Origin of the sequence: Janthinobacterium psychrotolerans, assembly GCF_001677885.1 — a bacterium.
Classification (GTDB): Bacteria; Pseudomonadota; Gammaproteobacteria; order Burkholderiales; family Burkholderiaceae_D; genus Janthinobacterium; species Janthinobacterium psychrotolerans.
Map to the genome: position 1 here is coordinate 1 of NZ_LOCQ01000042.1, position 26,580 is coordinate 26,580.

The following is a 26,580-nucleotide window of genomic DNA, read 5'->3' on the forward strand; positions in this document are numbered from 1 at the left end:
TGCTGCTGGCGAAATTGCTCACCGAAGCGGGCCTGCCGGACGGCGTGTTCAATGTGGTGCAGGGCGACAAGGAAGCCGTCGATGGCTTGCTGCACCACCCCGATGTGCGCGCCGTCAGCTTTGTCGGTTCCACGCCGATCGCCGAATATATCTACGCCACCGGCTGCGCGCAGGGTAAACGCGTGCAGGCCCTGGGTGGCGCGAAAAACCATATGGTGGTGATGCCCGACGCCGATATTGCACAAACCGTCGACGCGCTGATGGGCGCCGCCTTCGGTTCGGCCGGCGAGCGCTGCATGGCCATTTCGGTGGTGGTGGCGGTCGGCAATGTGGCCGACCAGCTGGTCGAAGCCTTGCTGCCGCGCATCGCCGAACTGAAAATCACGCAAGGCATGGATCTGAAAGCCGAAATGGGCCCGGTGGTCACGCAAGTGCACAAGGATAAAATTGCCGGCTATATCGCCACCGGCGTGAAAGAGGGCGCAACACTGCTGGCCGACGGGCGCGGCTTGGTGCTGCCCGGCCATGAAAACGGCTTTTTCCTCGGTGGCAGCCTGTTCGACCATGTGACGCCGGAAATGACCATCTACCAGGAAGAGATCTTCGGGCCGGTGCTGTGCATCGTGCGCGTGCCGGACTTTGCTACTGCGCTGGACCTGGTCAACGCCCATGAATACGGCAACGGCACGGCGATCTACACGCGCGACGGCAATACGGCGCGCGAATACACGCACCGGGTGCAGGTGGGGATGGTGGGGGTCAATGTGCCGATTCCCGTGCCGATGGCCTTCCACAGTTTCGGAGGCTGGAAACGCAGCCTGTTCGGCGACCACCACGCGCACGGCCCGGAAGCGGTGCGTTTCTATACCAAACAGAAAGCGGTCACCCAGCGCTGGCCGGCCTCGACGGCGGCGGGGGCGGAATTTGCCATGCCGACCATGAAATAAAAAAGGTGGTTTGATTCTTGCTTGATGCAATGGTAACTGTAGCCATTGTAGAGAGCCCATGACGTCCAGCCGTAATCCGCCGCATGCCGAGCGTCCCTTGCGCATCGTGGTCGTCAATACCATTGTCGACCACGCTGTGCACACGGACCTGGCGCTGGCTGCCCAGGTGCAGCGCGGCAATGCCTTGCGCATCGGCCTGCTTGAAGCAGGCTATGACATTATCGCCTCGCTGCCTGCCGACCTCTATCTGCCCGAGCGCATCGCCCAGCTGCAGCCCGACCTGATCATTATCGACGCCGAATCCGATGCACGCGACGTGCTCGAGCATATCGTGATCGCCACGCGCGATGAGCGCCGCCCCATCGTCCTGTTCACCGAAGACGGCGCCACCGCCAGCATCGACGCGGCCATGGCGGCCGGCGTGTCGGCCTATATCGTGGCCGGCCTGCAGTCCGAACGCATCGCGCCGGTGCTGAACGTGGCGCTGTCGCGCTTTCGCCAGGAGGAAAAGCTGCGCGCCGAACTTGATGACACGCGCCACAAGCTGGCCGATCGCAAGGTGGTCGAGCGCGCCAAGGGCCTGTTGATGACACATCATGGCCTGACCGAAGAGCAGGCCTACCAGCGATTGCGCAGCATGGCCATGAACAAGAAGCTGAAACTGGCGGAGATCGCCCAGCGCATTATCGATGTCGAGGACTTGCTGGGCTGAGCTCGCATTACCACCGGCTGGCCCATCGTGGTGCGATGCACCATCGCGGTGCATTCTTGCCGGGATTGAGCGCCAAATCACGGCATGGCGCTGGCATGCTCTTTGCTGCTCTGATCATCAAAGATGTTTTTCAAGGAATCGCATGATGCAGGAAACAAGTGGCAGCGCCCAGCTGAGCCGTGCGGCCAGGCCGGAAAAACAAGTGGTCAGGATCGGCTATCTGCCGCTGACCGATTGCGCCTCGCTGTTGATGGCATCAACACTGGGTTTCGATGAGAAGCACGGCATCAAGATCGAACTGAGCCGCGAGAGTTCCTGGGCCGGCGTGCGCGACAAGCTGGGCAATGGCGAACTCGACGTGGCCCATGTGCTGTACGGGCTGGTATTCGGCGTGCAGATGGGCATCGGCGGCCAGCAGCACGACATGGCCGTGCTGATGAATTTGAACCATAACGGCCAGTCGGTTGCCGTGTCGGGTGACCTGGCACGCGCCGGCGCCATCGACGGCCCATCGCTGGCGCGGCAGGTACGCGGCAGCGCGCGGCCGCCCGTGTTTGCGCATACCTTCCCGACCGGCAACCACGCGATGCTGCTGCACTACTGGCTGGCCGCGCACGGCATCGATCCGGTGCGCGATGCGCGCCTGATGACGGTGCCGCCGTCGCAGATGGTGGCGGCCTTGCGCGCCGGCCAGATGGATGGCTTTTGCGCCGGCGAGCCGTGGGGCTACAAGGCCGTGGTCGACGGCGTGGGCGTGACGGCCACCAGCAGCGGCGCCATCTGGCCCGATCATCCGGGCAAGGTGCTGGGCACCAGCTCCGCTTTTGCGCAGGCGCATCCGAATACCTGCCGCGCCCTGATCGCTGCCGTGCTCGAAGCGGGCCGCTGGATCGACGCCAGCGATACCAACCGCCTGCAGATGGCGGCCGCGCTGGCCGCGCCCGCGTATCTGAATACGCCACAGCAATTGCTGGCGCCGCGCATTCTCGGCCACTACCAGGACGGCGTCGGCAAGACCTGGAATGAAGACCATGGCTTGCGTTTCCATCGTGACGGCGCGGTCAATTTTCCGTATCTGTCCGACGGCATGTGGTTCATGACCCAGCACCGGCGCTGGGGCCTGCTGCGCGACGAACCCGACTACCTGGCCGTGGCCCGGCAGGTCAGCCGCCTCGACCTGTACCGCCAGGCGGCCGATATCACGGGCACGCCGGTTCCCGCCAGCCCCATGCGCGCCTCGACCCTGTGCGATGGCGTGCTGTGGGATGGCAGCAATCCCGAGCAGTATGCGGCCGCGTTCGCGATCCGCCACTTTTTTTGACGTTTTTGCTGACAATACGAGAGGCTATCATGGCACAAGGCTACGTTACACTGGTGGGCGCCGGTCCCGGCGACCCGGACCTGCTCACCTTGAAGGCGGCCAAGGCGATCGCCGCCGCCGACGTGGTGCTGATCGACGACCTGGTCAATCCGGCCATGCTGGCCCATGCGCCGCCCGGCGTGCGGGTGGTGGAGGTGGGCAAGCGCGGCGGTTGCGCCTCGACGCCGCAGGCTTTCATCGAACGGCTGATGCTGGCCGAGGCGCGCGCCGGCCTGCATGTGGTGCGCCTGAAAGGGGGCGACCCCTATCTGTTCGGACGCGGCGGCGAAGAGCGCGCCTATTTGCGCAGCCACGGCGTACGGGTCGAGGTGGTGCCCGGCATCAGCAGCGGCCTGGCCGCGCCGTCGGCCATCGGCGTGCCGCTGACCCACCGCAGCTGGAGCCAGGGGGCGATTTTCGTCACCGGCCACGGCAAGGATGCGGCGTCCGAGCCGAACTGGGCGGCGCTGGCGCAAAGCGGGCTGACCCTGGTGATCTACATGGGCGTGGCGCGCGTGGCGGCGATCCAGGCGGGCCTGCTGGCCGGCGGCATGGCGGCCGGCACGCCGGTGGCCGTGGTGCAGTCGGCCAGCTGCGACGCGCAGCGCCAGTTGCTCAGTACCTTGCAGGACTTGCCACGGGACCTGCAGGCCAGCGGCCTGGGCAGTCCCAGCATTATCGTGGTCGGCGATGTGGTGCGCTGTGCCGACGCCTGGGACGCGCATGGCAGCATGGCGGGTGGCGCAAAGACGCTGGCCGAGGCAGGCTGAAGGGAAATTTTTTGCCGGATGTGCATTGCTTGCAAGCTTTGATAGTATCCTCATGACAAGCGGGGCATGGCGCCCGCAGGCTGAGGAACCGGAATAAGCGATCGACAATGCATAATCTGAGCACGAGCTGGACAGTATCACAAGCGAGGATCTGGCTGGGTGGCGCACTGCTGGCGCTGGCAATCGGCGGCGCGCTGTATGCGGGAGCATTGCGCACCATCAACGACGATGCGCGCCAGCGCTTTGACAATCTCGCCTACGGCGCTCAGCAGAGCCTGACGGCGCGCGTGAAAAGTTATTCCGACCTGCTGCGCGGCCTCGAAGCGCTGCTGCGCACCGATGAACACCTGTCGCGCAAGCAGTTCCACGACTATGTGTCCGGGCTCGATATCGCGCGCCAGTTCCCGGCCATCGAATCACTGAACTACGCGGTCTACGTGCCAGCGGGCCGGCGCGACGCCTTTGTCGACGCCGTGCGCGCCGACGACAGCCTGGTGACGGGCGGCTATCCCGCCTTCGAGATCCGTCCGCCGGGCCGGCGCGACGGCTACACCGTGCTCACTTTCCTTGAGCCCGATGCACTGGTGGCCGAGCGCCAGGGGGTCGATATCGGCGCCAATCCGGCCATCGCGCAGGCGCTGGCGCAGGCGCGCGACAGTGGCGAGATCAGCGCGTCGGGCCAGGTGATCATGATCAAGGGGCCGCCGGCGCGCGTCGGCCTGGGCATGCGTTTGCCGGTCTACCATAACGGCATGCCGCGCAGCACCGTTGCCGAGCGCCGCGCCGCCTACAAGGGCTCGGTCGGCATCGGCTTTGGCGTGGCGCAACTGGTGCATAGCGCCCTTGAAGGCAGCACCTTGCAGCCGCTGCACCTGACCTTGTACAGCACCACCAGGCCTGCCGTGCCCGGCACTGCGCTGCAACTGGCGCCTGACGACCGGCTGCTGTTCAACGATAACGCCGACCTGGCGGCGCCGACCGCCACACCGGGCCAGGACAGCGCCTATTTCGACGGCCTGCTGCCGATCGAATACCACGGCGGGGCCTGGAAGGCGCATTTCCGCGTGCGCAAAAGTGAGCTTTACAGCAATTTCGACCGTTACCTGCCGGCCCTGGCGCTGGTCGTGGGCGTGGCCGGCACCTTGCTGGCGTACGGCTATATGCTGATGCTGTACCGCTCGCGCCGCAGCGCCATCGGCCAGCGCATGCTGCTCGACACGGTGCTCGACAGCGTCGACGCCTATGTCTACATGAAGGATGAACACCTGCGCTTTCGCTACGTAAACGCGCGCATGCTGGAGATACTCGGGCGGCCCGTGGAGCAGATCCTGGGTCGCCAGGCCGGTGAACTGATCGGCGAGGAGCTGGCGGCGAGTTTTCATGGCCGCGAACAGCAGATCTGCGCCACCGGCGTCAAGTTCATCGGCGAAGAGCGCTTCGTCGACATGGATGGCCGGGTCCATCATTTGTGGAGCGTGAAAGTGCCGATGGGCCCGCCTGGTGCCATCACCGGCCTGATCGGCCTGTCGACGGACGTGACCGAACTGCACCGTCTGAAAGAGCAGGCCGACGCGGCCAGCCAGGCCAAGAGCGACTTCCTGTCGAACATGAGCCATGAAATCCGCACGCCGATGAACAGCATTATCGGCATGGCCCACCTGGCGCTGAAATCGGTGGCCGACGCGCGCCAGCGCGACTACCTGCAAAAAATCTTCCATTCGGGCCAGCACCTGCTGGGCCTGATCAACGATATCCTCGATTTTTCCAAGATCGAGGCGGGCAAGCTGGAACTGGAAGTGAGGCAGTTCCGGCTCGATACCCTGCTGGCGAATATTTCCAGCCAGCTCGGCGAGGCGGCCGCCGCCAAGCGTTTGCAACTGCATTTCGACATCGCGCGCGACCTGCCGCAGCGCTGGTGCGGCGACGCCCTGCGGCTGGAACAGGTATTGCTGAACCTGACCAGCAACGCCATCAAGTTTTCCGACCACGGCGAGGTGTTCGTGCGCGTGCGCCAGGCCGAAGAGGGCGCGCGCCACGCCATGCTGCGTTTCGAGGTGCAGGACAGCGGCATCGGCATGAGCCAGGAAGAAGTGTCGCAGCTGTTCCGCTCCTTCCACCAGGCCGACACGTCGACCACGCGCAAGTACGGCGGCAGCGGGCTGGGACTGGTGATCAGCAAACAGCTGGCCGAACTGATGGGGGGCAAGGTGGGCGTGCACAGCCAGCCGGATCTGGGCAGCACCTTCTGGTTTACGGCACGCCTGGACAAATACGCGGGCGTGCCGGAAGACAGCGCCGCCGATGGGGAGCCGCCCCTGCTGGACGTGATACGCGGCGCCTCCATCCTGCTGGTGGAAGACAATGTCTTCAGCCAGCAGGTCGGCTGCGAACTGCTGGAAGACGCCGGCGCCATCGTGCGGGTGGCCAACAACGGCCGCGAAGCGCTGGAACTGCTGGCCCAGCAAAGCTATGACTGCGTGCTGATGGACGTGCAGATGCCAGAGATGGATGGCTTCGAGGCCACCCGACGCATCCGCGCCGATCCGTTGCTGGCGGGCCTGCTGGTGATCGCCATGACGGCCAATGCGGGCAGCGAAGACAGGGTGCGTTGCCTGGAGGCGGGCATGGATGAATTCCTCACCAAGCCAATCGCGCCCATGCTGCTGTTCCAGTTGCTGGCCAAATGGCTGCGCCGGCGTGGCGGCATCGGCAACGTGGCGCCGGCGCCCGCGTCCGTGCTGACGGCGGCCGGCGTGCGCGATACGGCCGTGCTCGAGGTGGCGGCCTTGTCGCTGACCTTCAGCAACGATCCCGTCAAGATGCGCAAGTACGCCCAGCTGTTCCTCGACACGGCGCGCGACGGCCTGGCCGAAATGGAGCAGGCGCTGGCGCTGGAAGACCTGAACCGCCTGGCCGACCTGGGCCACCGCACCAAGTCGTCGGCGCTGGCGGTCGGCGCCAATGCGTTTGCGGCGCTGTGCCTGGCGCTGGAAAACCTGCGCCGCGGCGGCGACCTGGCGCAGGCGCGCGCACTGATGGCGCAAACGGGGCCGGCGCTGGCGCGGGTGGCCGAACAAATTTCCCTCGGTTTTGCCAACAGCGACACCACTTGACGCAGGCAGCGGTGATAATAGGCGTCTACCCAACCTGAACCTCACCGCATGCCTACTCCCATCACGCCCGGTCTGTTGATTTTGCACGGTAACCAGCTCGAACACCTGCGCGCCGCCGTCTTCCAGTGGCTGCGCAACCATCCGCTGGCGCCGCTGGAAACCGATATCTTCCTGGTGCAGTCGAATGGCGTGGCCGAGTGGCTGAAAATCGCGCTGGCCGAGGAAATGGGGGTGTGCGCGGCCACCCGCATCGCCTTGCCGGCGCGGCTGCTGTGGGAAAGCTACCGGGGCATGCTGGGCCGCGAAAGAGTGCCGCGCGTGTCGCCGTTCGACAAGTCGCCGCTCACCTGGCGTTTGATGCGGCTGCTGCCGTCCCTGCTGGCCGAGCCCGTGTTCGCGCCGCTGCGCTACTTCCTGGCCGATGGCGACTGCGAACGGCGGCTGCAGCTGGCCGAGCGCCTGGCCGACCTGTTCGACCAGTACCAGGTGTACCGCGCAGACTGGCTGGCCGACTGGGCGGCCGGGCTCAATGTGCTGAAAACGGCGCGCGGCGAGGCTGTCGAACTCAAGGAAGAACAGTTGTGGCAGCCGCAGCTGTGGCGCGCCGTCAACGCCGACGTCGAGGCCTCCCTGCGCGACACGGGCCGCGCCGATATCCACGACGCCTTCCTGGCGACGATCGCCGCCGGTGAGCTTCCCGCCGGCAAGCTGCCGCGCCGGGTGGTGCTGTTCGGCGTGTCGGCCCTGCCGTATCAAACCCTGCAGGCGCTGGCGGCGCTGGCGCGCCACACGCAGGTGGTGCTGGCCGTGCCGAACCCCTGCCAGTACTACTGGGGCGACATCATCGAAGGGCGCGACCTGCTGCGCGCCAGCTACAAGCGCCAGCGGCAGCGCAACGGCCACGACCTGGCCGAGCTGCCGCTGGAACAACTGCATGCGCACAGCCATCCGCTGCTGGCCAGCTGGGGCCGGCAAGGGCGCGACTTTATCCGCATGCTCGACGAGTTCGACGAACAGGCGCACGCCGAGGGGCGCGACGACAGCCTGCGCATCGACCTGTTCGGCGCAGAGCAGGGCGTCACGTTATTGCAGCAGGTGCAAGTCGCCATCCGCGAACTGCGCCCGCTCGGCGAACACGAGCAGGCGCCGCCAGAAGACGGCGACCGCTCGATCGAATTCCATGTCGCGCACAGCGTGCAGCGCGAGGTCGAAGTGCTGCACGACCAGCTGCTGGCCATGTTTGCGCAGAGCAGCCAGACCGGCCTGCGCCCGCGCGACGTGGTGGTGATGGTGCCCGATATCGATGTATTTACGGCGGCGATCCACGCCGTCTTCGGCCAGCACCGCCGGCTTGATCCGCGCTTTATCCCGTTCGAGATCGGCGACGTCAAGGACCGCAGCGTCAATCCCTTGCTGGTCGCGCTCGAATGGCTGCTGCAGCTGCCGCTGCAGCGCTGCCGCCAGAGCGAGGTGCGCGACCTGCTCGACGTGCCGGCGCTGGCCGCGCGCTTCGGCCTGCAGGGTGATGATCTCGATACGCTCGGCGCCTGGATCGAAGGCGCCGGCGTGCGCTGGGGCCTGGACCGCGAACATCGCGCCGGCCTGGGCCTGGGCGCGGCCGGCGAGCAGAACGCGTGGCTGTTCGGCGTGCGGCGCATGCTGCTCGGCTACGCCAGCGGTGGCGGCGCCAGCTTCGACGGCATCGAACCGTATGCGGAAGTGGGCGGCCTCGACGCCGCGCTGGCGGGCTCGCTGGCGCAACTGGTCGAAGCGCTGCTGCACTGGCGCGCCGTGCTGGCGCAATGGCGCACCCCGGCTGACTGGGGCGTGCAGGCAAGGGCGCTGCTGGCGGCTTTTTTTGAAGCCGGCGACGAGGGCGACCGCCTGACCCTGGCGCAGCTCGAAGGCGCGCTGCAGGGCTGGCTGGAAACCTGCGAGCATGCCGGTTTTGTCGAGACCGTACCGCTGGACGTCTTGCGCGTGGCCTGGCTCGGCGCGCTCGACGAACCGACCCTGAACCACCAGTTCGTCTCCGGCGGCGTGACCTTCTGCACCCTGATGCCGATGCGCGCCGTGCCGTTTCGCGTGGTGTGCCTGCTGGGCATGAACGATGGCGACTTCCCGCGCCGCGCGCCCAAGGCCGATTTCGACCTGCTGGCGCTGCCCGGCATGGCGCGCCCCGGCGACCGTTCGCGCCGTGACGACGACCGCTACCTGATGCTCGAAGCCCTGCTGGCCGCGCGCGACAAGCTGTACGTGAGCTGGGTCGGGCGCAATGTGCGCGACAACTCCGAGCAGCCGCCGTCGGTGCTGGTGTCGCAGCTGCGCGACTACCTGGCCGCCGGCTGGTCGCTGGACCGGGGTTTGACGACGCTGACCACCGAACACGCGCTACAGCCGTTCAGCCGCCGCTATTTCGAAGCTGGCGGCCTGTTGACCTATGCCGGTGAATGGAGAGTCGCCCATGCCGATGCGGACCAGGCGCCCGATTTGCTGGCGCTGGGGCCGTATGAGCTCAATTCCGATACGCGCCTGAGCCTGGGCGAGCTGGCCAGCTTTGTGCGCCAGCCCGTCAGGTATTTCTTCCGCCGCCGCCTCTCCGTGCACTTTGCCGATGCCGCCATGCTGGGCGAGGATGAAGAGCCGTTCGGCCTGAATGCGCTCGAGCGCTATCTGCTGGAAGACACCATGCTGGACGATGGCGGCGCCGTGGAAGAATTGGACGATGTGCGCGCCAGCTTGCAGGCGCGCGCAGACAAGCTGGCGCGCGAAGGCGTGCTGCCGATCGGCCTGATCGGCCGGCAGGTGCAGGAGCAGCTGGTCGACGCGCTGGTGCCGGTGCGCAGCGCGTGGCTGTCGTTGCGCGCCTCGTTTCCGGTGGCGGCCGACAAGCGCGCCATTACGCTGCCGTTTGGCGAACTGCTGGTCGAAGACTGGCTCGACAAGCTGCGCAGCAACGGGACCGGGACGGCCTGGCTGGAACAGATTTCATCGAAGGTGCTCGACAAGTCGGGGCTGGCGCGTGGCGACAAGCTGATGCTGATGTGGCTGCGCCAGCTGGCCGCCGCCGCCATCGGCTTTCCCGTCACCGGCTACCTGGTGGCGCGCGACGCCATCGTCAGCATGGCGCCGCTCGACCCGGCCGCCTCGCGCGAGGCGCTGGCCAGCTTGCTGGCGCTATGGCGCGAAGGCATGAACCACCCGCTGCCGACGGCCTGCAAGACCGGCCTGGCGCTGGTGCAGGACGGCGATCCGCGCGCCGTGTATGACGGCGGCTTCGAGATCGGCGGCGAGCGCGAGGAGCTGTGCCTGGCCCGCTTGTGGCCCGAGTTCTCGGCCCTGGCGCAAGAGGAAGCCTGGGAAGACTGCACGCGCGAGCTGTATGGCCCGCTGGCCGACTGGCTGCGCGAGCACGTGACCCTGGACCCGATTACGGGCATCAACGCCGACGGAGAAGAATAATGGCCAGTCATCTGCTCAATCCCCTGGCGTTTCCGCTGCACGGCTCGCGCCTGATCGAAGCGTCGGCCGGCACCGGCAAGACCTGGACCATCGCCGCGCTGTATGTGCGGCTGGTACTGGGCCACGGCGCGGGCCATGGCGGCGACGGCACGGCTTTCGTGCGCCCGCTGCTGCCGGCCGATATCCTGGTGATGACGTTTACCCGCGCCGCCACGCGCGAACTGTCGAACCGGGTGCGCGAGCGGCTGATCGAGGCCGCCGCGTACTTCCGCAATGAAGCCAATGGCGGCGATCCGTTTCTCGATGCGCTGCTCGACTCGTATCCGGACGACAGTGCGCGGCAAAAGGCGGCGCACCGGCTGATGCTGGCCGCCGAAACGATGGACGAGGCGGCGATCTTTACCATCGATGCCTGGTGCCAGCGCATGCTGCGCGAACATGCCTTCGACAGCGGCAGCCTGTTCGACGAAGAGCTGGTCAGCGACGAGCAGGCCCTGTTCGAGGATGCGGCCCACGACTACTGGCGCCAGCAGGTCTACCCGCTGCGCGAGCAGGCGCTGGCCGTGCTGCTCGATTGCTGGCCCGATGTGGCAGCGCTCAAAAAAGCCGTGCGCGAGCTGGCGCGCCGGCCCGGCATGATGGGCCTGGGCAGCGACGAATCGCTGTCGTCGCTGGTCCAGCGCGAACAGCAGGCGCTGGCGGCGCAACTGGCGGGCCTGAAGCAGGGCTGGGCCGCGCGCGCCGACGCCATGGAAGCATGGATTGCCGGGCATCGCGCCGACAATGCCAAGTGCTTCAACGGCGTCAAGATGAAGCCCGAGAACCTGGCCAAATGGTTCGACGGTTTCAGGCGCTGGGCGCAGGACCCCTTGCTGTTGATGCCGGCGGTCACCGACAAGGCATGGGAGCGCCTGACGCCGTCCGGCATCGAGGATGCGTTTGCCAAGAATTTCATGGCCAGCGTGCCCGCATGTTTTGAACACACGCAGCAGCTGGCGCAGGAACTGGCGGCCATCACGCCGCTGGCCCATACCCTGCACCTGCATGCGGCGGCAAAGATCGCGCGGCGCATGGACCAGCTCAAGCGCCAGTCGCGCCAGTTCGGCTTTGCCGACATGCTGCAGCGGCTGCATGACGCGCTGGCCGGCGAAAACGGCGCGGCGCTGCGCCAGCGCATCGTGGAGCAATACCCGCTGGCGATGGTCGACGAATTCCAGGATACGGCCCCAGGCCAGTACCAGATCTTCAACCTGCTGTACCGGATCGCCGACAACGACCCGGCCCAGGGCCTGTTCCTGATCGGCGACCCGAAGCAGTCGATCTACGGCTTTCGCGGCGCCGACATTCAAAGCTACCTGGCGGCGCGGCGCGCCACCGAAGGACGCCATTACCAGCTGGGCACCAACTACCGTTCGACGGCGCCGCTGGTGGCGGCCGTCAATCAATTGTTCCTGCACGCCGAGCGCCCCGAAGTACCGAAGGGCGCCTTCCGCTACCGCACAAGCGACGCCAATCCGCTGCCGTTCGAAGCGGTCGACGCCAAGGGCAGAAGTGAACAGCTGGTCAGCAGCGACGGCGCGCTGCCGGCGCTGCTGGCCGCCTGCGCCAGCGACGAGTCCTTGCGCGGCGAGTCCTACCGCGCGTATTTTGCCGACCATTGCGCCGAGCATATCGTCGCCATGCTGAACGACCCGCAAGCAGGTTTCGACGGCCCGGACGGCTTTGCGCGGCTGCAGCCGGCCGATATCGCCGTGCTGGTGCGCGACCGCAAGGAGGCGGGCGCGGTGCGGCGCGCGCTGGCGCGCCGGCGCGTGGCCAGCGTGTATTTGTCCGACAAGGATTCCGTCATCGACAGCGAGGAGGCGCAGGATGTCTTGCGCTGGCTGGCGGCGTTGGCCAATCCGCTCGATGGCGCCCTGGCGCGCGCAGCATTCGCCACCCGCACCATCGCCCTGCCGCTGGGCGAGCTGGCGCGTTTGTCCAGCGACGAGCTGGAATGGGAGCGGCGCATCGAGCAGTTAAAGGCCCTGCACCTGATCTGGCAGCGCCAGGGCGTGCTGGCCATGCTGCGCCGCTTTATCCACGAGCTGCAGCTGCCGGCCATGCTGCTGCAGCAGACCGGTGGCGAACGGCGCCTGACCAATCTGCTGCACCTGGCCGAACTGCTGCAGTCGGCCAGCCGCCAGCTCGATGGCGAACAGGCGCTGATACGCTGGCTGGCCGAGCAGATCGAAGGCGGCGGCGAGAGCGGCGACGAGCGCGTGCTGCGCCTGGAAAGCGACGCCGAGCTGGTCAAGGTGATCACCGTGCACAAATCGAAAGGACTGGAATATCCACTGGTCTACCTGCCGTTCGCCGTCACGGCGCGCAAGGCCGAAAAGCGCAACCGCAGCTTTGTCGACTATGCGGACGAGCAGGGCGAACGCCACCTCGACCTGTCGCTGTCGGACGAGGCGATGGCCTTTGTCGAGGAAGCGCGCATCGAGGAAGACCTGCGCCTGCTGTACGTGGCGCTGACGCGCGCGCGCCACTTTTTGTGGCTGGGCGTGGCCGCGCTGGCGGCGCGCAAGGCGGGCGAAAATACCCTGCATGAATCGGCGCTGGGCTACTTGCTGACGGGCGGCGACAAACTGCCGGCCGGGCAATTGCAGCAGCGCTGGCACGCGGTGTGCGGCGGCTGCGCGGCGATTGCGATCGCCAGCCTGGCGCAGCCGGGGCCGGCCACCGTGTTGAACCGCATCGAGCACCGTCCCGAGCTGCGCGAGGCGCCGCAATTTACGGGCCGCTTCGAGCGCGACTGGTCGGTGGGCAGTTTTACGTCGCTCACGCGCCAGCTCGGCGCCGTCGCCAATACGCACGTGCCGCAGCGGGCGCTGGAAGAAACTCTGCTCGAAGACGGCGCCAGCGTGGCGCCTGCCGCCAGCCTGCCGGCGCAGCAGGCGGCCGACGCACCGTGGCACCGTTTTCCGCGCGGCTCCATGCCCGGCAACTTCCTGCACGAGCAGCTCGAATGGATGGGTGGCGAAGGCTTCGATTGCGTCCATGACGCCACCTTCGATGCGCGCCTGGCCGCCCGCTGCGAGCGGGCCGGCTGGGCGAATCGCCAGGACGACGCGATTGCCTGGCTGCGCCAGGTCGCCATCACGCCGCTGCCGCACCTGGACGCGTCGCTGGCGCAACTCGACAGCACCTTGCCGGAGATGGAATTCTGGTTCCCCAGCGAGCACCTGGCCACCGAGCAGCTCGACGAGCTGTGCACGCGCCTGCTGCTGGACGGCGCGCCGCGCCCGGTGCTGCCACGGCGCCAGCTGCACGGCATGCTCAAGGGCTTTGCCGACCTGGTGATCGAACGCGATGGGCGCTACTGGGTGCTCGACTACAAATCGAACGCGCTGGGCAATCACGACACGGCCTATCACAGCGAGGCGCTGGCGGCCGGCATGGCCCAGCACCGCTACGATATCCAGGGCGCCATCTATATGCTGGCCCTGCACCGGCTGCTGAAAAGCCGGCTGGGTGAACACTATGATCCGGCGCGCCAGCTGGGCGGGGCGATTTTCCTGTTCCTGCGCGGCATCGCCAACCCGGACACGCACGGCTGCTACTGGCTGGCGCCGCAGGCCGAATTACTCGATGGCCTCGATCAATTACTGGAACACACGCATGCATAGCACCACCATGGTATCGCTGCTCGCTTACTTCGATGGCGTGGCCGACGCCGGCCAGGTACGCCGCCTGGGCGCGGCGTTTGCGCGCTTTGTCGCCACCCTGGCGCACGATAGGGCGCAAGCTGCGGATGGCCCGGCGCTGGCGGTGGCCTGCGTGGTGCTGTCGGAACTGGAAGGGCGCGGCCACAGCTGCGTGATGCTGGCCGAACTGGCCCATGCGCCGTCGCAGCTGATGGGCTGGAGCGACGAGCAGTGGCAGGCGCTGCTGGCCGTTTCCGGCCCGTTGCCGGCCACCCTGGAACACTGGTGCACGCTGCTGGCCAGGGCGCCGCAGGTCTGGTCGGCCGGGGTGGACAATGCCAACCAGCCGCTGGTGCTCGATGGCGAGCGCCTGTATCTGCGCCGCTACTGGCGCGATGAAACGGCCGTCGGCATGGCGATCGCCACGCGCGCCACCGATACGGTGGCGCCACCGCTGCCGCAGGTGCGGCAGTGGCTCGATGTGCTGTTCGACCGGCCGCCCGAAGGCGATGGGCCGGACTGGCAAAAGGTCGCCTGCGCCATCGCGCTGCGCGCCAGGGTGGCGATCATCACGGGCGGCCCGGGCACGGGCAAGACCTATACGGTGGCCAGTTTGCTGACCTTGCTGTTTGCCGTCTCGCCGCAGCCGCAGCAATTGCGCATCGCGCTGGCCGCGCCGACCGGCAAGGCGGCCGCGCGATTGAAGCAGTCGATCGACAAGGAGTTGACGGGGCTGGCGAAAAAGGTCGGCGCCACAGTGGGCAATGCGCTGGACTTGATGACGCTGGCGCAGCGCATGGGGCCGGCGCGTACCCTGCACAGCCTGCTCGGTGCGCGGCCCGGCACGCGCGCGTTTGCCCACCATGCGGGCAAGCCATTGGATGTCGATGTGCTGATCGTCGACGAAGCGTCGATGGTGCACCTGGAGATGATGGCGTCGGTGCTCGACGCCTTGCCGCCCACCGCCATATTGATCTTGCTGGGCGACAAGGATCAACTGGCGTCGGTGGAGGCGGGCGCCGTGCTGGGCGACCTGTGCCACGATGCGCAGGCCGGCGGCTATGACGCGGCCACCATCGCCTATGCGCAGGCGGCCAGCGGCGTGGCGATCCCCGCCAGCTTTGCCGGCACCGCCGGCCCGCTGGCCCAGCAAACGGTGATGCTGCGCCACAGCCACCGCTTCGGCGGCCCGATCGGCGCGTTGGCGCTGGCCGTCAATGAGGGCCGGCCGGATCTCGCGAAAGCGTGTTTTGCCAGCGATGCCGGGCACAAGGTGGCGTGGAAGGTGGCCGCCCAGCCCGACGAGGTGCTGCGCCTGGCGCTGGCTGGCCGCACCGGCGCGCCGGGCGGCTACCGGCCATACCTGGAGCTGGTCAATGCGGGCAGCGCGGCTTACGACAGCCATGACGACTGGGTGCGCGCCGTGCTGCGCAGCTTTGAAGCGTTCCGCATCCTGTGCGCCGTGCGCGAGGGCGAATGGGGCGTGGCGGGCCTGAATACGGCGATCGAACTGCGCCTCGAAAGGGAGGGCCTGCTGCGCCGCGCCGAATGGTATGTGGGCCGGCCGGTGATGGTGACCCGCAATGACTATGGCACCGGCGTGTTCAACGGCGATATCGGCTTGAGCCTGCCCGACCCGGCGCGCCCCGGTTCGCTGCGCGTGTATTTCCTCGAAGGCGACAAGGTGCGCAGCGTGCTGGCCACCCGCCTGCGCCAGGTGGAAACGGCGTTCGCCATGACGGTGCACAAATCGCAGGGCTCGGAATTCAAGCACACGGTGCTGGTGCTGCCGCAGGAAGGCGGCGCCATGCTGGCGCGCGAGCTGGTCTACACAGGCATCACGCGCGCGCGCGACTTTTTTACCCTGGTGTCGCCGACCCAGGCGGTGCTGTTCGACGCGATTTTGCGCCGCACGCAGCGCGCCAGCGGACTGCGCGGCCTGGTCGGCTAGCGCGGCGCCATCGGCTTGGGCGCCAGCGTTGGCGCCAAGGCGGGAGCCAAGGCGGGCGCCATCTGCCTGGCCAGCGCCAGGAAGGCGTTGGTGGCCGGCGTATTTTGCCGCTGGTCGCGCACGGCCAGCCCCACCTTGCGCAGTACGGGCGGCTCCAGCGGCAGGGCGACCAGATCCGGATACTGGCTGGCCAGGCGCCGCGGCAGCGCCATTTCGGCGACGATGGACACGCCGGTGCCGCGGCTGACCATATCGAAAATCGTGATCATCTGGCTGATATGGTAGGGCACGTCGGGTTTCAGGCGGGCGTTGGCGAACAGCGGTTCGATCAGCGCCGCGCAGCCCGCTTCGGACATGATGAAAGGATCGCTGCACAGCTGTGCCAGGGTGATGCTGCTATTGCCGGCCAGTGCATGGCTGCGCGGCAGCAGCGCCATCAGCTGGTCTTCGAGCAGCGGCACGGTGTCGAAACGCTCGTCGGGCAGCACCAGGAAACCCACGTCGACCCGGCGTTCGCGCAGCCATTGCAGCACTTCATGGTCGGCGCCTTCGTCGATGCGCAGCTCGATGCCGGGATAGCGCTGCCGGAACTGCGCCGTGATCGCCGGCAGCAAATTGAGGGACGACGTGGCGCCGAACGAACCGATGCGCAGCGAGCCCTGGCGCTGGCCCAGCACGTCGGCCGCTTCCTGGCGCATGGCTTCGGACAGGCCGAGGATTTCGCGCGCGCGCAGCAGCAGCTGGCGGCCGACCTCGGTCAGCTCGGCCGACGCTTGATGGCGCACGATCAGGTCCACCCCCATTTCCTTTTCCAGCGCTTTCAAGGCATGCGAGACGGCCGACTGGCTGATGCCCAGCTGCATGGCGGCGGCCGAAAAGCCGCGCAGCTCGGCCACCAGGGTGAAAATTTCCAGTTGCGTGAAGGTCATCGGAAAATCTTGGTGTGGTATGAGTAATTGCTCATTACTTCATGAGCCGCTATTAGTATTAATATATACGTATACCACCCGCCGCACCAGCGGCATCACAGGACGATCCATGCGCACCCTTGCCATTCCCACGCTCGCCAGCCAGTCGCCGCTGGTCTATATCAAACTGATTTTCGTTGCCCTGTTCTGGGGCGGCACTTTTATCGCGGGGCGCGTGCTGGCCCAGCAGATGCCGCCGATGACGGCCGCCAGCGGGCGCTTCGGCGTGGCCGTGCTGCTGCTGGTGCTGCTGGCCTGGAAATTCGAAGGCGGCCTGCCGCGCCTGGACCGCAAGCAATTGGCCACCACCGCCGCGCTCGGCCTGACCGGCATTTTTTTGTACAACCTGTGCTTCCTGGCCGCCCTGTCGCGCATGCCGGCCGGCCGCACCGCGCTGTTCGTGGCGCTCAATCCCATCGTCACGGCGCTGGCCTCGGCCCTGCTGTTCCGCGAACGGCTCGGCGCCGTCAAGTGGCTGGGCATCATGCTGGCGTTCTGCGGCACGGCCATCGTCATCACGCGCGGCGACCTGGCCGGCCTGTTGCACGGCAACGGCGGCGGCATAGGCGCCGGCGAGATCTTCATGTTCTGCGGTATTTCCAGCTGGGCCGCGTATACCCTGATCGGCCGCGTGGCCTTGAAGGGGCTCAGTCCGGTGGCGGCCACCACCTATGCCGCCATGTGGGGCCTGGCCTTTTTGCTGGTGGGCGCCGCATTTGAATTCCCCGGCGTGCCCTGGCGCAGCTACGGCTGGCAGGTGTGGGCCGCCATAGGCTATCTTGGCGTGTTCGGCACCGTGATCGGTTTTGTCTGGTATTACGAGGGCGTGAAGGCGATCGGCCCGTCGCGCACGGCCGTGTTCAACAATCTGGTGCCGGTGTTCGGCATCGTGCTGGCCGCTGGCTTGCTGGGCGAGCCGGTGCTGGTGTCGATGCTGCTGGGCGGGGCAGTGACGATTGCCGGGGTCATCCTGACCAACCGGCAAATCAGATAATTACTTGGCGCGGCGGCGCTTCGATGGCTTGGCCGGCGCCTTCTTGTGCCGGCTGGCCGAAGCGCGCACCACTTTCGGTTCGGCGATGCCGTTCTCGGCGGCCAGCATGCGGCGGATATTGACGGCGTCCATGGCGCGCACGGAGTTGGCGCGCGCGTTGAGCAGGATCATGGTGGCGAATTTGCCGGCCGACTTGATGCGCATGATCAGGCAGCGCCCCGCTTCATTGGTAAAGCCGGTTTTCGACAGGCCGATCTCCCAGCCCTTGGCGCCCACCAGGCGGTTGGTGTTGTGGTACTCCACATCGCGGCCCTTGATCTGGATCACGTCTTTCGAATCGGTGGTGATGCGGCTGATTTCCGGGTAGCGCGAGGCGGCCACGGCCATCTTGACCAGGTCGGCGGCGGTCGACTGGTTGTTCGGCGACAGGCCGGTCGGCTCTTCGATCACGGTCTGGCGCATGCCGAGCGCCTTGATCTTGGCGTTGACGGCCACCGCAAAGGCGGTCGGCCCACCGGGAAAAGTGCGTGCCAGCGAGGCGGCGGCGCGGTTGTCCGACGACATCAGCGCCAGTTGCAGCACGTCGTGGCGGCTCAAGGTGGCGCCGACCGGCACCCGCGAGGTGCTGTGTTTCAAGGTGTCGACGTCTTCCTGGTCGATCAGGATTTCCTCCTTCATATTGGCCTTGGAGTCGAGCACGACCATGGCCGTCATCAGCTTGGTCAGCGAGGCGATGGGCACGACCACGTTGGCATTTTTTTCGAGCAAGACTTTACCCGTGCCGTCTTCGACCACCAGGATGGACTGGGAACCGAAGGGCACGGCGATGGCCGCTGTGGATAGCGTCATCAGCACGGCGGCAAACATTTTTTTGAGCATGGGACTTTGTATGGGAAAGCAGTTTCGGGGCGCCACGGGCGGGCGCTGCGGGCAATAAGCCGACATGATCCGCAGGGCGGGACAATGTCTCAGGAGCAATATTTGCCAAGCATAGACGATACCATCAACGAGCTGGCGATGTCTATGGCAGACGGGTTCGTCAAGCCCATTTTGGACCAATCAGGTGAAATAAATGAAGGACTATTGCCAGAGTGAAAATTCTTACCCCTATATTGATTTCATCTCAGAAACTTCGTACTATTCCAGCACTCTTGGCGCCATCTGATCAGTAATTCGTCGTTGGTGCCCGCGGCTTCGTCGTTCGTCGCTTTGCGCCATGCCCGCAACGGGCCTCGCCGTAGACTGCGTTCATGTTTGAATCACGGCTCACGGAGAACGCGGCATGTTGAATAAATACAGGGACTGGTATCGCAGCATCGACGACGAATCGCTGCTGGTGCTGAAACACCCGGAGATGGCGGCGCAGGTGAAGGGCAGGGTACGCCGCTTGGTTGCCCGCAATCTGTCGACCCTGACGCCAATCGAGCGCCAGCAATTGCATGACTTCCTGCTCAAGTACCGGGGCGCCGGGTTTTATATCGCCGCCTTCAAGCTGATGCTGCTGTTCAGCGCCATCGGCGTCGCGCTGCATTTGCTGCTGCCGCAAAAATTGGAACTGCTCAAGGCACTGGCCTTCAGCAACGGCATGGGCTTTGCGCTGGCGTGGGGCATGATCGGCGTCTGGTTCAATTACCGCAGCTCGGTGCGCCACAAGCTCAAGAAGCTGCTGCTGATTGTGTCGATGTGCGCGGCCGGGGTGGCCACAGGCGTGCTGCTGGCCGGCCTGAGCGATACCGGTTCCATGGGCATGGCCTTCGAACGTTTGCTGCGCGTGGGCGGCGTCGCCTTGCTGGTGGCGGTGGTGTTTTACATGGTGCCGCTGGCCATTGTCACCAGCTGGCGCAACCGCCAGTACGAAGCGCTGACCAGGCAGCTGCAGCAGGATGCCGAGCGCGACCGCCTGGCGCGCGAACTGAGCGAATCGCAGCTGCGCCTGCTGCGCGCGCAGATCGAGCCGCATTTCCTGTTCAATACCCTGGGCGCGGTGCAGCAACTGGCCGAGCAGGGCGCGCCAGGCGCGGCCAGGGCGGCGGCGCTGACGGCCGACCTGATCGCCTTTTTGCGCGCCAGCCTGGCCGAGATGCGCAGCGAGCAAGTGCCGTTGCAAAGCGAGTTCGAGATGGTGGCGGCCTATTTGCGCGTGATGCAGGCGCGCATGGGTGCGCGCCTGCGCTACGCGCTCGACCTGCCGGCCGAATGCGCGCACGCGGTGATCCCCAGCATGATCCTGCTGACCCTGGCCGAGAACGCCATCAAGCACGGCATCGAGCCGTCCCTGCGCGGTGGCGAGGTCATCCTGTCGGCGCGGCACGTCGATGGCATGCTGCGCCTGCGCGTGCGCGATACGGGCATGGGCTTGCCGCAAGGCGAGACCGGCCTGGTGCCGGAAGGTGGCCTGGGACTGGAAAACGTGCGCAGCCGGCTGCAGCTGTGCCACCCGTGCGCCAGCCTGGACGTGCGCGACGGCGAGGACGGCGGCGTGATCGCCGAGATTTTATTGCCCATCACTATTGCATCGAGTCTGACAGAATCCGCCGCATGAACACCACCATCCTGATTGCCGAAGACGAGCCGCTGATGCGCGAGCGCCTGCAAACCATGCTCGCGCTGGCCTGGCCCGAAGCGCGCATCGTGCTGCTGGCCGAAAACGGCAACGACGCCTGGGACGGCTTCCTGGAGCACGAACCCGAGGTGGTGTTTCTCGATATCCGCATGCCTGGCCTGTCGGGCCTGGAGGTGGCCCAGCGCATCGGCAAGCGGGCCCATGTGGTGTTCGTCACCGCCTACGACCAGTATGCGGTCGACGCGTTCGACGCCGGCGCCGTCGATTACCTGCTCAAACCCGTGCAGACCGAGCGCCTGCAGCGGGCACTGTCCCGTTTGCGCGAAAAACTCGGCGCCCAGCCGGCCGACATGGCGCAACTGCTGCAATCGCTGCGCGCCGCGCTGCCGGCGGCGCCGCGCGAAAAGATGAAATGGATCAGGGCCAGCGTCGGCAAGCAGATCCGCCTGATCGACATCGACGAGGTGCTGTTCTTCCAGGCCGACACCAAATACACGCGCGTGGTGCTGGCCGGCTCGGAAGCGCTGGTGCGCACGCCGCTGAAAGACCTGCTCGGTGGCCTGGACCCCGACCAGTTCTGGCAAATCCACCGCGGCACCATGGTCAACGTCAAAGCCATCGAAGCGGCCGAACGCATCGACGCCGAGCGCATGCAGGTGCTGGTCAAGGGCAGTAGTGAAAAGCTGCCGGTGAGCAGGACGTTCACCTATCTGTTCCGGGATTAGCAGCTTGTCTACGCCAACGATCGGTTGGTTTGTGTTTACTGAATCTTGGCAATCGACACTTCCGTCGACTTGACCAGCGCGATCACTTCGCTGCCGACCTTCAGGTCCAGGTCCTTGATCGAGCGTGTGGTGATCACCGAGGTGACGATGCCGTGCGGGGTTTCCACGTCGACTTCCGAGACCACGGAGCCTTCGATGATTTCCTTGATCTTGCCGCGAAACTGGTTGCGTACATTGATTTCCGTGATAGCCATGGTCTGTCCTTTTGCTGGTGGAGGCGCCGGTTGGCGCGACAGGGACAGATTACGTCGTTGACGACCGTTTGCAAACGAATCGATTCGCATACCCATATGCAAAAAATCGCCTGAACATTGCTGTCAGACGATTTTTTTCACATAAGGCGTGCGGGTTTATTTCTGGTAGATTTTGTCGAACTCGCCGCCATCATCAAAGTGTTTCTTTTGCGCCTGTTTCCAGCCGCCGAACATCTCGTCGACCGTGAACAGGCTGATCGGCTTGAAGCTGGCCGCGTATTTCTTCGCGACCGTGGCCGAACGCGGACGCAGGAAGTGCCTGGCGGCCCATTCCTGGCCCGGTTCCGAGTACAGGTATTGCAGGTAGGCGGTGGCTTGCTTGCGGATGCCGCGGCGGTCGACGACCTTGTCGACCACGGCTACCGGCGACTCGGCGAGGATCGACACGCTCGGGTAGACCACTTCGAAGTTGTCGCCGAATTCCTTGCGCACCAGTTGCACTTCGTTTTCGAACGTCACCAGCACGTCGCCGATTTCACGCTGGGTGAAGGTGGTGGTGGCGCCGCGGCCGCCGCCGTCGAGCACCGGCACGTTCTTGAACAGCCGCGTCACCAGGTCGCGCGCCTGCGCTTCGGTGCCGCCTTTTTTCACGGCATAGCCCCAGGCCGCCAGATAGGTGTAGCGGCCGTTGCCCGAGGTCTTGGGATTGGGCACGATCACCTTGATGCCCGGCTTGGCCAGGTCGTCCCAGTCCTTGATCTGTTTCGGATTGCCCTTGCGCACCAGGTACACCATGGTCGAATAGAACGGCGCGGCGTTGTTCGGGAATTTCTTGGCCCAGTCGGCCACCACCAGGCCGCGGTCGGCCAGCAGGTCGATGTCATTGGCCTGGTTCATGGTGACCACCGACGCTTCCAGGCCATCGGCCACCGAGCGCGCCTGCTTGCTCGAACCGCCGTGCGACTGTTTGATGGTGATGGTCTCGCCGGTCTTTTTTTGCCAGTCGGCGATAAAGGCCGGATTGACATCCTTGAACAGTTCGCGCATCACGTCGTATGACACGTTCAGCAACACCACCGGCTCGGCGGCACCGGCGGCCATCGGCACACCGAAACCCAGGGCGCCAACGGCCATGGCGCCGGCCAGGAACCAGCGGCGCGTCAGGTGGGAAAGCGGCAAGGCGGTGTTTTGTGTGGACATATTGTTCTCGTGTTGTGGTTGCAGACGGACATAGTCTAAAATTCTGGCCGAAATAGAAACGAATTTTTCGTAATATGCTTAGATGGAATCAGGTTTTTCATCAAAAAACAGATATGGTTTTTTGAAAACATTCGTGGGCAAAGCCGGCTTGCGCGCTTAGCCTGCAATCGCGCGCCATAGGTAAAACCGCCTGGCGGCGCGGTGCGAAAAAAACGGATCGCGCCGCTTGGTGTATAGTCGGAATCGCGCGCTGCAGGGGTGATACCGCCTGTATCGGCAACCGTAATAATTTGTGAGTATCCATGAGTCTTGAAATTCGTATGGCAACAGCGGCCGACGCCGTCGGCGCGTGCAGCGTATTGCGGCGTTCCATCGTCGAATGCTGCGCGAGCGACCACCGGCACGATCCGGCCATCCTGGAAGCCTGGCTGGGCAATAAAACACCGCAGATGGTGGCGTGCTGGTTTGCCTCGCCCACCAACTTTGCGCTGGTCGCCCTCGATGCGGGCGTGGTGGTCGGCGTGGCGCTGCTGACGCGCGCCGGCAAGCTGGCGCTGTGCTACCTGCTGCCGGAAGCGCAGCGGCGCGGCGCAGGTAGTGCGCTGGTGGAACAACTGGAAACGCAGGCGAAGCAATGGGGCATCAAGGCGATGCAATTGCACAGCACGGCCAGCGGCCAGGCTTTCTTTCTCAAGCAAGGCTATGCCGAGGCTGGCAATGTGCGCTCGCCGTATGGCGTGGAAACGGTGTTTTGCTGGAAGGCGCTCGATCCGGCCTGCCTGGTGACGGGCGAGCCCAAGGGCGATCCCAAGCGCAAGCGTTTCTGCAACTGCAATTCGGCCTGAGTTTTCCCGCCAGCTCACCGCTGTAGTCTTCAGTAACTGATCTGGATATACACGGCGCGCCTCGGCGCCGCTTCCTGCAGCAGCGCGCCGCCTGCAAACACTTTCAATTCGCCTGGCGCAAACGCCGTCCACGCTTCGTTTTGCGTCAGCGGATGAGTGGCGATGACGGCGATGCGGTCGTCGAGATGGTTGTGCTGGCGAAAGTCGATGCTGCGTTCGCAGTCGATCAGTTGCGCCACGGAAAACGGATATTCGCGTATCACGTAGTGCAAATGTGTCGAGCAGTGGGCGTACAGCACCTCGCCATCCGACAAAATGAAATTGAAGCTGCCGTTGGCCGCGATCTCGTGCGCGATGCCGCTGATGGCCGCGCGCAGCACTTCGTGCGCCGGCTCGCCATCGGGAAAGCGCGCGCGCAGCGCGCCCAGCAGATGGCAAAAGGCCTGCTCGCTGTCGGTGTCGCCGGCAGTGGCATAGTGCGCACCGGCAGGCGTGTGCCACGGCTTGAGTTCGCCATTGTGGGCAAACGACCAGGTCTTGCCCCACAGTTCGCGCGCAAACGGATGCGTGTTTTCCGGCGCGACGCGGCCATGCGTGGCCTTGCGGATATGCGCGACGATATTTTTGGCTTTCACCGGTTTTTCATGCAGCTGCCGCGCCAGCGGCGAATCGATGGCGGCCAGGTGGTCGGTCAGCAAGGTGCAGCCGTCGCCGGAGTGAAAGGCAATGCCCCAGCCGTCGCGGTGCTCGCCCGTGCGTCCGCCACGTTCCGTAAAGCCGGCAAAGGAAAACCCCAGGGCGGCGGGCTTGCTGCTGTTCATGGCAAGTAACTGGCACATAGAGGCCTTTCTGCGATATCGGTACAGGGCCACAGTAAGGCCAGCCGGTCCTGGCGAAAACGATTTTTTCCGTATATGCATATGCCTTTGCATGATGGCCGCGCTTATTCGATGGGCGCATATCGAATGGCGAAAGCATTCGTTCGCGTTTGCGCCGCGCTGCATTACTGTGCACGCTTTGGCGCCAAGCTAGCCATGAGCGAACCCCGGCGCAGCCCCATCGAGGAGTCAGCATGCCATTTCCCGTCCTAAACAATTACCTGGCCCGTTTGTCGCACCAGACGCAGGCGGGCACCAGTGTCTGGCGGGACCAGGAGGGCCGCGCCCTGGGCCGCTTTTTCAATTGCACCATGACCAGCGCCTTCCAGCCGCTGCGCGAGCTCGGTAGCGGCGAGGTGCTCGCTTACGAGGGGCTGGCGCGCAGCGTCTCGAAGGCCGACCAGGGCCTGTCGCTGTGGCGCTTGCTCGACCATGCGGCCAGCGACGATGAATCGGTGGAGCTGGACCGCCTGTGCCGCATGCTGCATGCGATTAATTTTTTCCGCCAGCCCGAAGCGGAACAGGCGGACCTGTATCTGAATGTGCACGACCGCCTGTTGAGTGCGGTGAGCAGCAACCACGGCCACGCCTTCCAGCGCATCCTCGACGCGCTGGGCCTGCCGATAGCGCGCATCGTGCTGCAACTGCCCGCCGTGACGGCCAACCAGAGCTGGCTGTTGAACTATGTGGCCGACAATTACCGCCGCAACGGCTTTCGGCTGGCGATCCATGCCGGCAGCGTCAACGAAGCCATCGGCCTGCTGGAACGCCTGCATCCGCACAGCGTCAAGCTCGATGCGGGCAAGCTCGGCGATGAAGATGCGGCCGCCCATTTCGTCACCCTGTGCCATGCGGCAAAGATTCGCGTCGTCTTCAAGCGCCTCGATACGCCGGCCGCCTTGCAGGCGCTGCAGCGCATCGCCGCCGCAACCGGCCTGCCCATCGTGGTCCAGGGTTATCTGCTTGACAAACCTTTGAGCCTGCTGGCGCCGGCTGGGGTCGCCGCACCACGTATCGCTACGGCGGCCTGAAGCATTACAGAATGGAAAATAGGGGAAAATGAGGTCGGCACGATAGCGCCGAGGGTTTTTCTTCGGGGCACAATACGCTATAGTATTCCCCATTGTTTTATCGGGGACTGACTATGGCAACGCGCAGGAATTTTCTACAACATGGCATGAGTCTGGCGGCCATCGGCCTGGTGGCCACGCCGCTGATCGGTTGCGCTTCGCGCACGGAAAAGCCGGCAATGGCCTCGGCCGGCGCCAAGCCGCGCATGCCGAAGACCGGCGTGCCGCCGCAGCCGCAGCAACTGGCCAGCATCGACCGTTCGATCAGCACCCCGCGCGGTGCGCCGATCACCGAGATGGAGCCGCCACCCGATATTTTCGATGCGCAGATCCTCGACCTGGAATTCTGGCTCAAGCCGCGCACCCTGGAAGTGATCCGTCCGGCCAGCAACGAAAAAGCCAGGCTGTTGTACTGGAAAGACGGCGAAGTCATCGATTCGGCCTACCAGGAGCTGTGCCATCTGCTGCGCGACGTCAACGGCAAGAAAACCGCCCCCATCGATCCCAAACTGTTCGAAACCCTGTGGGGCACGCAAGCCTTCATCGCCCGCTACGGCATCGAGCAGCCACTGGAGATTCTGTCCGGCTACCGCACGGCCGAGTCGAACAGCCGCCTGCGCGAAGCGGGCGTTCCCGCCGCGCGCCAGTCGCTGCATATTTCAGGCAAGGCCGCCGATATCCGCGTCGCCAACCTCAATTCCGAAGTGCTGGGCTCGCTGGTACGCAGCTTCAAGCAGGGCGGCGTGGGCTTTTACTACCGTTCCGGCCCGCGCGGCGGCTGGATCCATGCCGACACCGGTTTGCAGCGCACCTGGAAGGGTTAGGCGCTATTCATAGTGATACGGCGGCTCCGGCACCCGGTCGGCCATGGTCCGCTCCAGCTCGCGGAAATCGGCTGGCCGCTCCCAGTAGATGCGCCAGCCGCGGCGCCGGTTCTCGCGCACTTCGGGGTGGCGTTGTAGAAAATCATCCATGAATCGTCCAAAGTCCGAGACATAGCCGCTCTTGCGTCGCCAGAATCGCATGTTCGCCTCCCGTCAGATACACTACGCTGTTTGATTCTCCGCGCACGAAAAAGT

At 65.4% G+C, this 26,580-nt stretch carries 20 protein-coding genes; 14 read left to right on the forward strand and 6 right to left on the reverse strand.

The window, feature by feature from the left end:
* The 8 genes from ASR47_RS03900 to recD all read left to right on the forward strand — a co-directional run.
* Window positions 1–947: aldehyde dehydrogenase family protein (locus tag ASR47_RS03900; RefSeq protein WP_150127684.1), on the forward strand; the 947-nt coding region annotated here is incomplete at its 5' end.
* A 58-nt stretch (window positions 948–1,005) separates the two neighbouring features.
* Window positions 1,006–1,659, forward strand: a complete 654-nt coding sequence (locus ASR47_RS03905; protein WP_065306451.1) for an ANTAR domain-containing response regulator — start codon at window positions 1,006–1,008, stop codon at window positions 1,657–1,659.
* Between the two features lie 142 nt (window positions 1,660–1,801).
* A complete protein-coding gene (locus ASR47_RS03910; protein ID WP_065306452.1) occupies window positions 1,802–2,980 on the forward strand; it encodes a CmpA/NrtA family ABC transporter substrate-binding protein in 1,179 nt (392 codons plus the stop codon).
* A gap of 29 nt (window positions 2,981–3,009) precedes the next feature.
* The gene (gene cobA / locus ASR47_RS03915) at window positions 3,010–3,789 is read left to right on the forward strand and encodes a uroporphyrinogen-III C-methyltransferase (protein WP_065306453.1); all 780 of its coding nucleotides are present in this window, start codon (window positions 3,010–3,012) and stop codon (window positions 3,787–3,789) included.
* Window positions 3,790–3,896: 107 nt separating this feature from the next.
* A complete protein-coding gene (locus tag ASR47_RS03920) occupies window positions 3,897–6,902 on the forward strand; it encodes a CHASE domain-containing protein (protein ID WP_065306454.1) in 3,006 nt (1,001 codons plus the stop codon).
* A 48-nt stretch (window positions 6,903–6,950) separates the two neighbouring features.
* A complete protein-coding gene (gene recC, locus ASR47_RS03925) occupies window positions 6,951–10,364 on the forward strand; it encodes an exodeoxyribonuclease V subunit gamma (protein WP_065306455.1) in 3,414 nt (1,137 codons plus the stop codon).
* The gene (gene recB, locus ASR47_RS03930; protein ID WP_065306456.1) at window positions 10,364–14,035 is read left to right on the forward strand and encodes an exodeoxyribonuclease V subunit beta; all 3,672 of its coding nucleotides are present in this window, start codon (window positions 10,364–10,366) and stop codon (window positions 14,033–14,035) included. The genes recC and recB overlap by 1 nt, the downstream gene beginning before the upstream one ends.
* On the forward strand, window positions 14,028–16,004 hold the full coding sequence (gene recD / locus ASR47_RS03935; protein WP_150127685.1) for an exodeoxyribonuclease V subunit alpha: 1,977 nt from the start codon (window positions 14,028–14,030) through the stop codon (window positions 16,002–16,004). The genes recB and recD overlap by 8 nt, the downstream gene beginning before the upstream one ends.
* Here recD and ASR47_RS03940 read toward each other — a convergent pair.
* Window positions 16,001–16,933: a LysR family transcriptional regulator gene (locus ASR47_RS03940; protein WP_065306458.1), complete on the reverse strand. Its 933-nt coding sequence runs from the start codon at window positions 16,931–16,933 to the stop codon at window positions 16,001–16,003. The two genes, recD and ASR47_RS03940, sit on opposite strands and share 4 nt — an antisense overlap.
* A gap of 109 nt (window positions 16,934–17,042) precedes the next feature.
* On the opposite strand from ASR47_RS03940, the gene ASR47_RS03945 reads away from it, so the two are divergent.
* A complete protein-coding gene (locus tag ASR47_RS03945; RefSeq protein ID WP_065306459.1) occupies window positions 17,043–17,966 on the forward strand; it encodes a DMT family transporter in 924 nt (307 codons plus the stop codon).
* On the opposite strand, the gene ASR47_RS03950 is transcribed toward ASR47_RS03945, so the two are convergent.
* Complete coding sequence (locus tag ASR47_RS03950; RefSeq protein ID WP_065306460.1) at window positions 17,967–18,845, reverse strand: serine hydrolase; 879 nt, start codon at window positions 18,843–18,845, stop codon at window positions 17,967–17,969. It lies immediately after the preceding gene.
* A 403-nt stretch (window positions 18,846–19,248) separates the two neighbouring features.
* Between ASR47_RS03950 and ASR47_RS03955 the strand changes: the two genes are divergently transcribed.
* Together ASR47_RS03955 and ASR47_RS03960 are read left to right on the forward strand one after the other, a co-directional pair.
* The gene (locus tag ASR47_RS03955) at window positions 19,249–20,508 is read left to right on the forward strand and encodes a sensor histidine kinase (protein ID WP_065306461.1); all 1,260 of its coding nucleotides are present in this window, start codon (window positions 19,249–19,251) and stop codon (window positions 20,506–20,508) included.
* On the forward strand, window positions 20,505–21,254 hold the full coding sequence (locus ASR47_RS03960) for a LytR/AlgR family response regulator transcription factor (RefSeq protein ID WP_065306462.1): 750 nt from the start codon (window positions 20,505–20,507) through the stop codon (window positions 21,252–21,254). Before ASR47_RS03955 ends, ASR47_RS03960 begins: the two co-directional genes overlap by 4 nt.
* Before the next feature lie 35 nt (window positions 21,255–21,289).
* Here the strand turns inward: ASR47_RS03960 and ASR47_RS03965 are convergent, their stop codons facing one another.
* Both ASR47_RS03965 and ASR47_RS03970 read right to left on the reverse strand, forming a co-directional pair.
* Window positions 21,290–21,508: a TOBE domain-containing protein gene (locus ASR47_RS03965; protein ID WP_065306463.1), complete on the reverse strand. Its 219-nt coding sequence runs from the start codon at window positions 21,506–21,508 to the stop codon at window positions 21,290–21,292.
* A gap of 156 nt (window positions 21,509–21,664) precedes the next feature.
* On the reverse strand, window positions 21,665–22,642 hold the full coding sequence (locus ASR47_RS03970; protein ID WP_065306528.1) for a sulfate ABC transporter substrate-binding protein: 978 nt from the start codon (window positions 22,640–22,642) through the stop codon (window positions 21,665–21,667).
* A 386-nt stretch (window positions 22,643–23,028) separates the two neighbouring features.
* Between ASR47_RS03970 and ASR47_RS03975 the strand changes: the two genes are divergently transcribed.
* Window positions 23,029–23,553 (forward strand): GNAT family N-acetyltransferase, encoded by a 525-nt coding sequence (locus ASR47_RS03975; RefSeq protein ID WP_245714252.1) that lies wholly within the window; start codon window positions 23,029–23,031, stop codon window positions 23,551–23,553.
* 29 nt (window positions 23,554–23,582) lie between these two features.
* Here the strand turns inward: ASR47_RS03975 and ASR47_RS03980 are convergent, their stop codons facing one another.
* The gene (locus ASR47_RS03980; protein WP_082988731.1) at window positions 23,583–24,392 is read right to left on the reverse strand and encodes a class II glutamine amidotransferase; all 810 of its coding nucleotides are present in this window, start codon (window positions 24,390–24,392) and stop codon (window positions 23,583–23,585) included.
* 233 nt (window positions 24,393–24,625) lie between these two features.
* Between ASR47_RS03980 and ASR47_RS03985 the strand changes: the two genes are divergently transcribed.
* Together ASR47_RS03985 and ASR47_RS03990 are read left to right on the forward strand one after the other, a co-directional pair.
* On the forward strand, window positions 24,626–25,462 hold the full coding sequence (locus ASR47_RS03985) for an EAL domain-containing protein (protein ID WP_065306466.1): 837 nt from the start codon (window positions 24,626–24,628) through the stop codon (window positions 25,460–25,462).
* A gap of 146 nt (window positions 25,463–25,608) precedes the next feature.
* Window positions 25,609–26,325 (forward strand): YcbK family protein, encoded by a 717-nt coding sequence (locus ASR47_RS03990; RefSeq protein WP_065306467.1) that lies wholly within the window; start codon window positions 25,609–25,611, stop codon window positions 26,323–26,325.
* Window positions 26,326–26,328: 3 nt separating this feature from the next.
* Here the strand turns inward: ASR47_RS03990 and ASR47_RS03995 are convergent, their stop codons facing one another.
* Complete coding sequence (locus tag ASR47_RS03995) at window positions 26,329–26,526, reverse strand: DUF3460 family protein (RefSeq protein WP_065306468.1); 198 nt, start codon at window positions 26,524–26,526, stop codon at window positions 26,329–26,331.
* Between the last annotated feature and the right edge of the window lie 54 nt (window positions 26,527–26,580).

Excerpts from the sequence above, each read along its gene's own strand:
- ASR47_RS03905 (WP_065306451.1), top strand. The coding sequence starts at position 1,006 with ATGACGTCCAGCCGTAATCCGCCGCATGCCGAGCGTCCCTTGCGCATC.
- ASR47_RS03910 (WP_065306452.1), top strand. The coding sequence starts at position 1,802 with ATGATGCAGGAAACAAGTGGCAGCGCCCAGCTGAGCCGTGCGGCCAGG.
- cobA (WP_065306453.1), top strand. The coding sequence starts at position 3,010 with ATGGCACAAGGCTACGTTACACTGGTGGGCGCCGGTCCCGGCGACCCG.
- ASR47_RS03920 (WP_065306454.1), top strand. The coding sequence starts at position 3,897 with ATGCATAATCTGAGCACGAGCTGGACAGTATCACAAGCGAGGATCTGG.
- recC (WP_065306455.1), top strand. The coding sequence starts at position 6,951 with ATGCCTACTCCCATCACGCCCGGTCTGTTGATTTTGCACGGTAACCAG.
- recB (WP_065306456.1), top strand. The coding sequence starts at position 10,364 with ATGGCCAGTCATCTGCTCAATCCCCTGGCGTTTCCGCTGCACGGCTCG.
- recD (WP_150127685.1), top strand. The coding sequence starts at position 14,028 with ATGCATAGCACCACCATGGTATCGCTGCTCGCTTACTTCGATGGCGTG.
- ASR47_RS03940 (WP_065306458.1), bottom strand. The coding sequence starts at position 16,933 with ATGACCTTCACGCAACTGGAAATTTTCACCCTGGTGGCCGAGCTGCGC.
- ASR47_RS03945 (WP_065306459.1), top strand. The coding sequence starts at position 17,043 with ATGCGCACCCTTGCCATTCCCACGCTCGCCAGCCAGTCGCCGCTGGTC.
- ASR47_RS03950 (WP_065306460.1), bottom strand. The coding sequence starts at position 18,845 with ATGCTCAAAAAAATGTTTGCCGCCGTGCTGATGACGCTATCCACAGCG.
- ASR47_RS03955 (WP_065306461.1), top strand. The coding sequence starts at position 19,249 with ATGTTGAATAAATACAGGGACTGGTATCGCAGCATCGACGACGAATCG.
- ASR47_RS03960 (WP_065306462.1), top strand. The coding sequence starts at position 20,505 with ATGAACACCACCATCCTGATTGCCGAAGACGAGCCGCTGATGCGCGAG.
- ASR47_RS03965 (WP_065306463.1), bottom strand. The coding sequence starts at position 21,508 with ATGGCTATCACGGAAATCAATGTACGCAACCAGTTTCGCGGCAAGATC.
- ASR47_RS03970 (WP_065306528.1), bottom strand. The coding sequence starts at position 22,642 with ATGGCCGTTGGCGCCCTGGGTTTCGGTGTGCCGATGGCCGCCGGTGCC.
- ASR47_RS03975 (WP_245714252.1), top strand. The coding sequence starts at position 23,029 with ATGGCAACAGCGGCCGACGCCGTCGGCGCGTGCAGCGTATTGCGGCGT.
- ASR47_RS03980 (WP_082988731.1), bottom strand. The coding sequence starts at position 24,392 with ATGTGCCAGTTACTTGCCATGAACAGCAGCAAGCCCGCCGCCCTGGGG.
- ASR47_RS03985 (WP_065306466.1), top strand. The coding sequence starts at position 24,626 with ATGCCATTTCCCGTCCTAAACAATTACCTGGCCCGTTTGTCGCACCAG.
- ASR47_RS03990 (WP_065306467.1), top strand. The coding sequence starts at position 25,609 with ATGAGTCTGGCGGCCATCGGCCTGGTGGCCACGCCGCTGATCGGTTGC.
- ASR47_RS03995 (WP_065306468.1), bottom strand. The coding sequence starts at position 26,526 with ATGCGATTCTGGCGACGCAAGAGCGGCTATGTCTCGGACTTTGGACGA.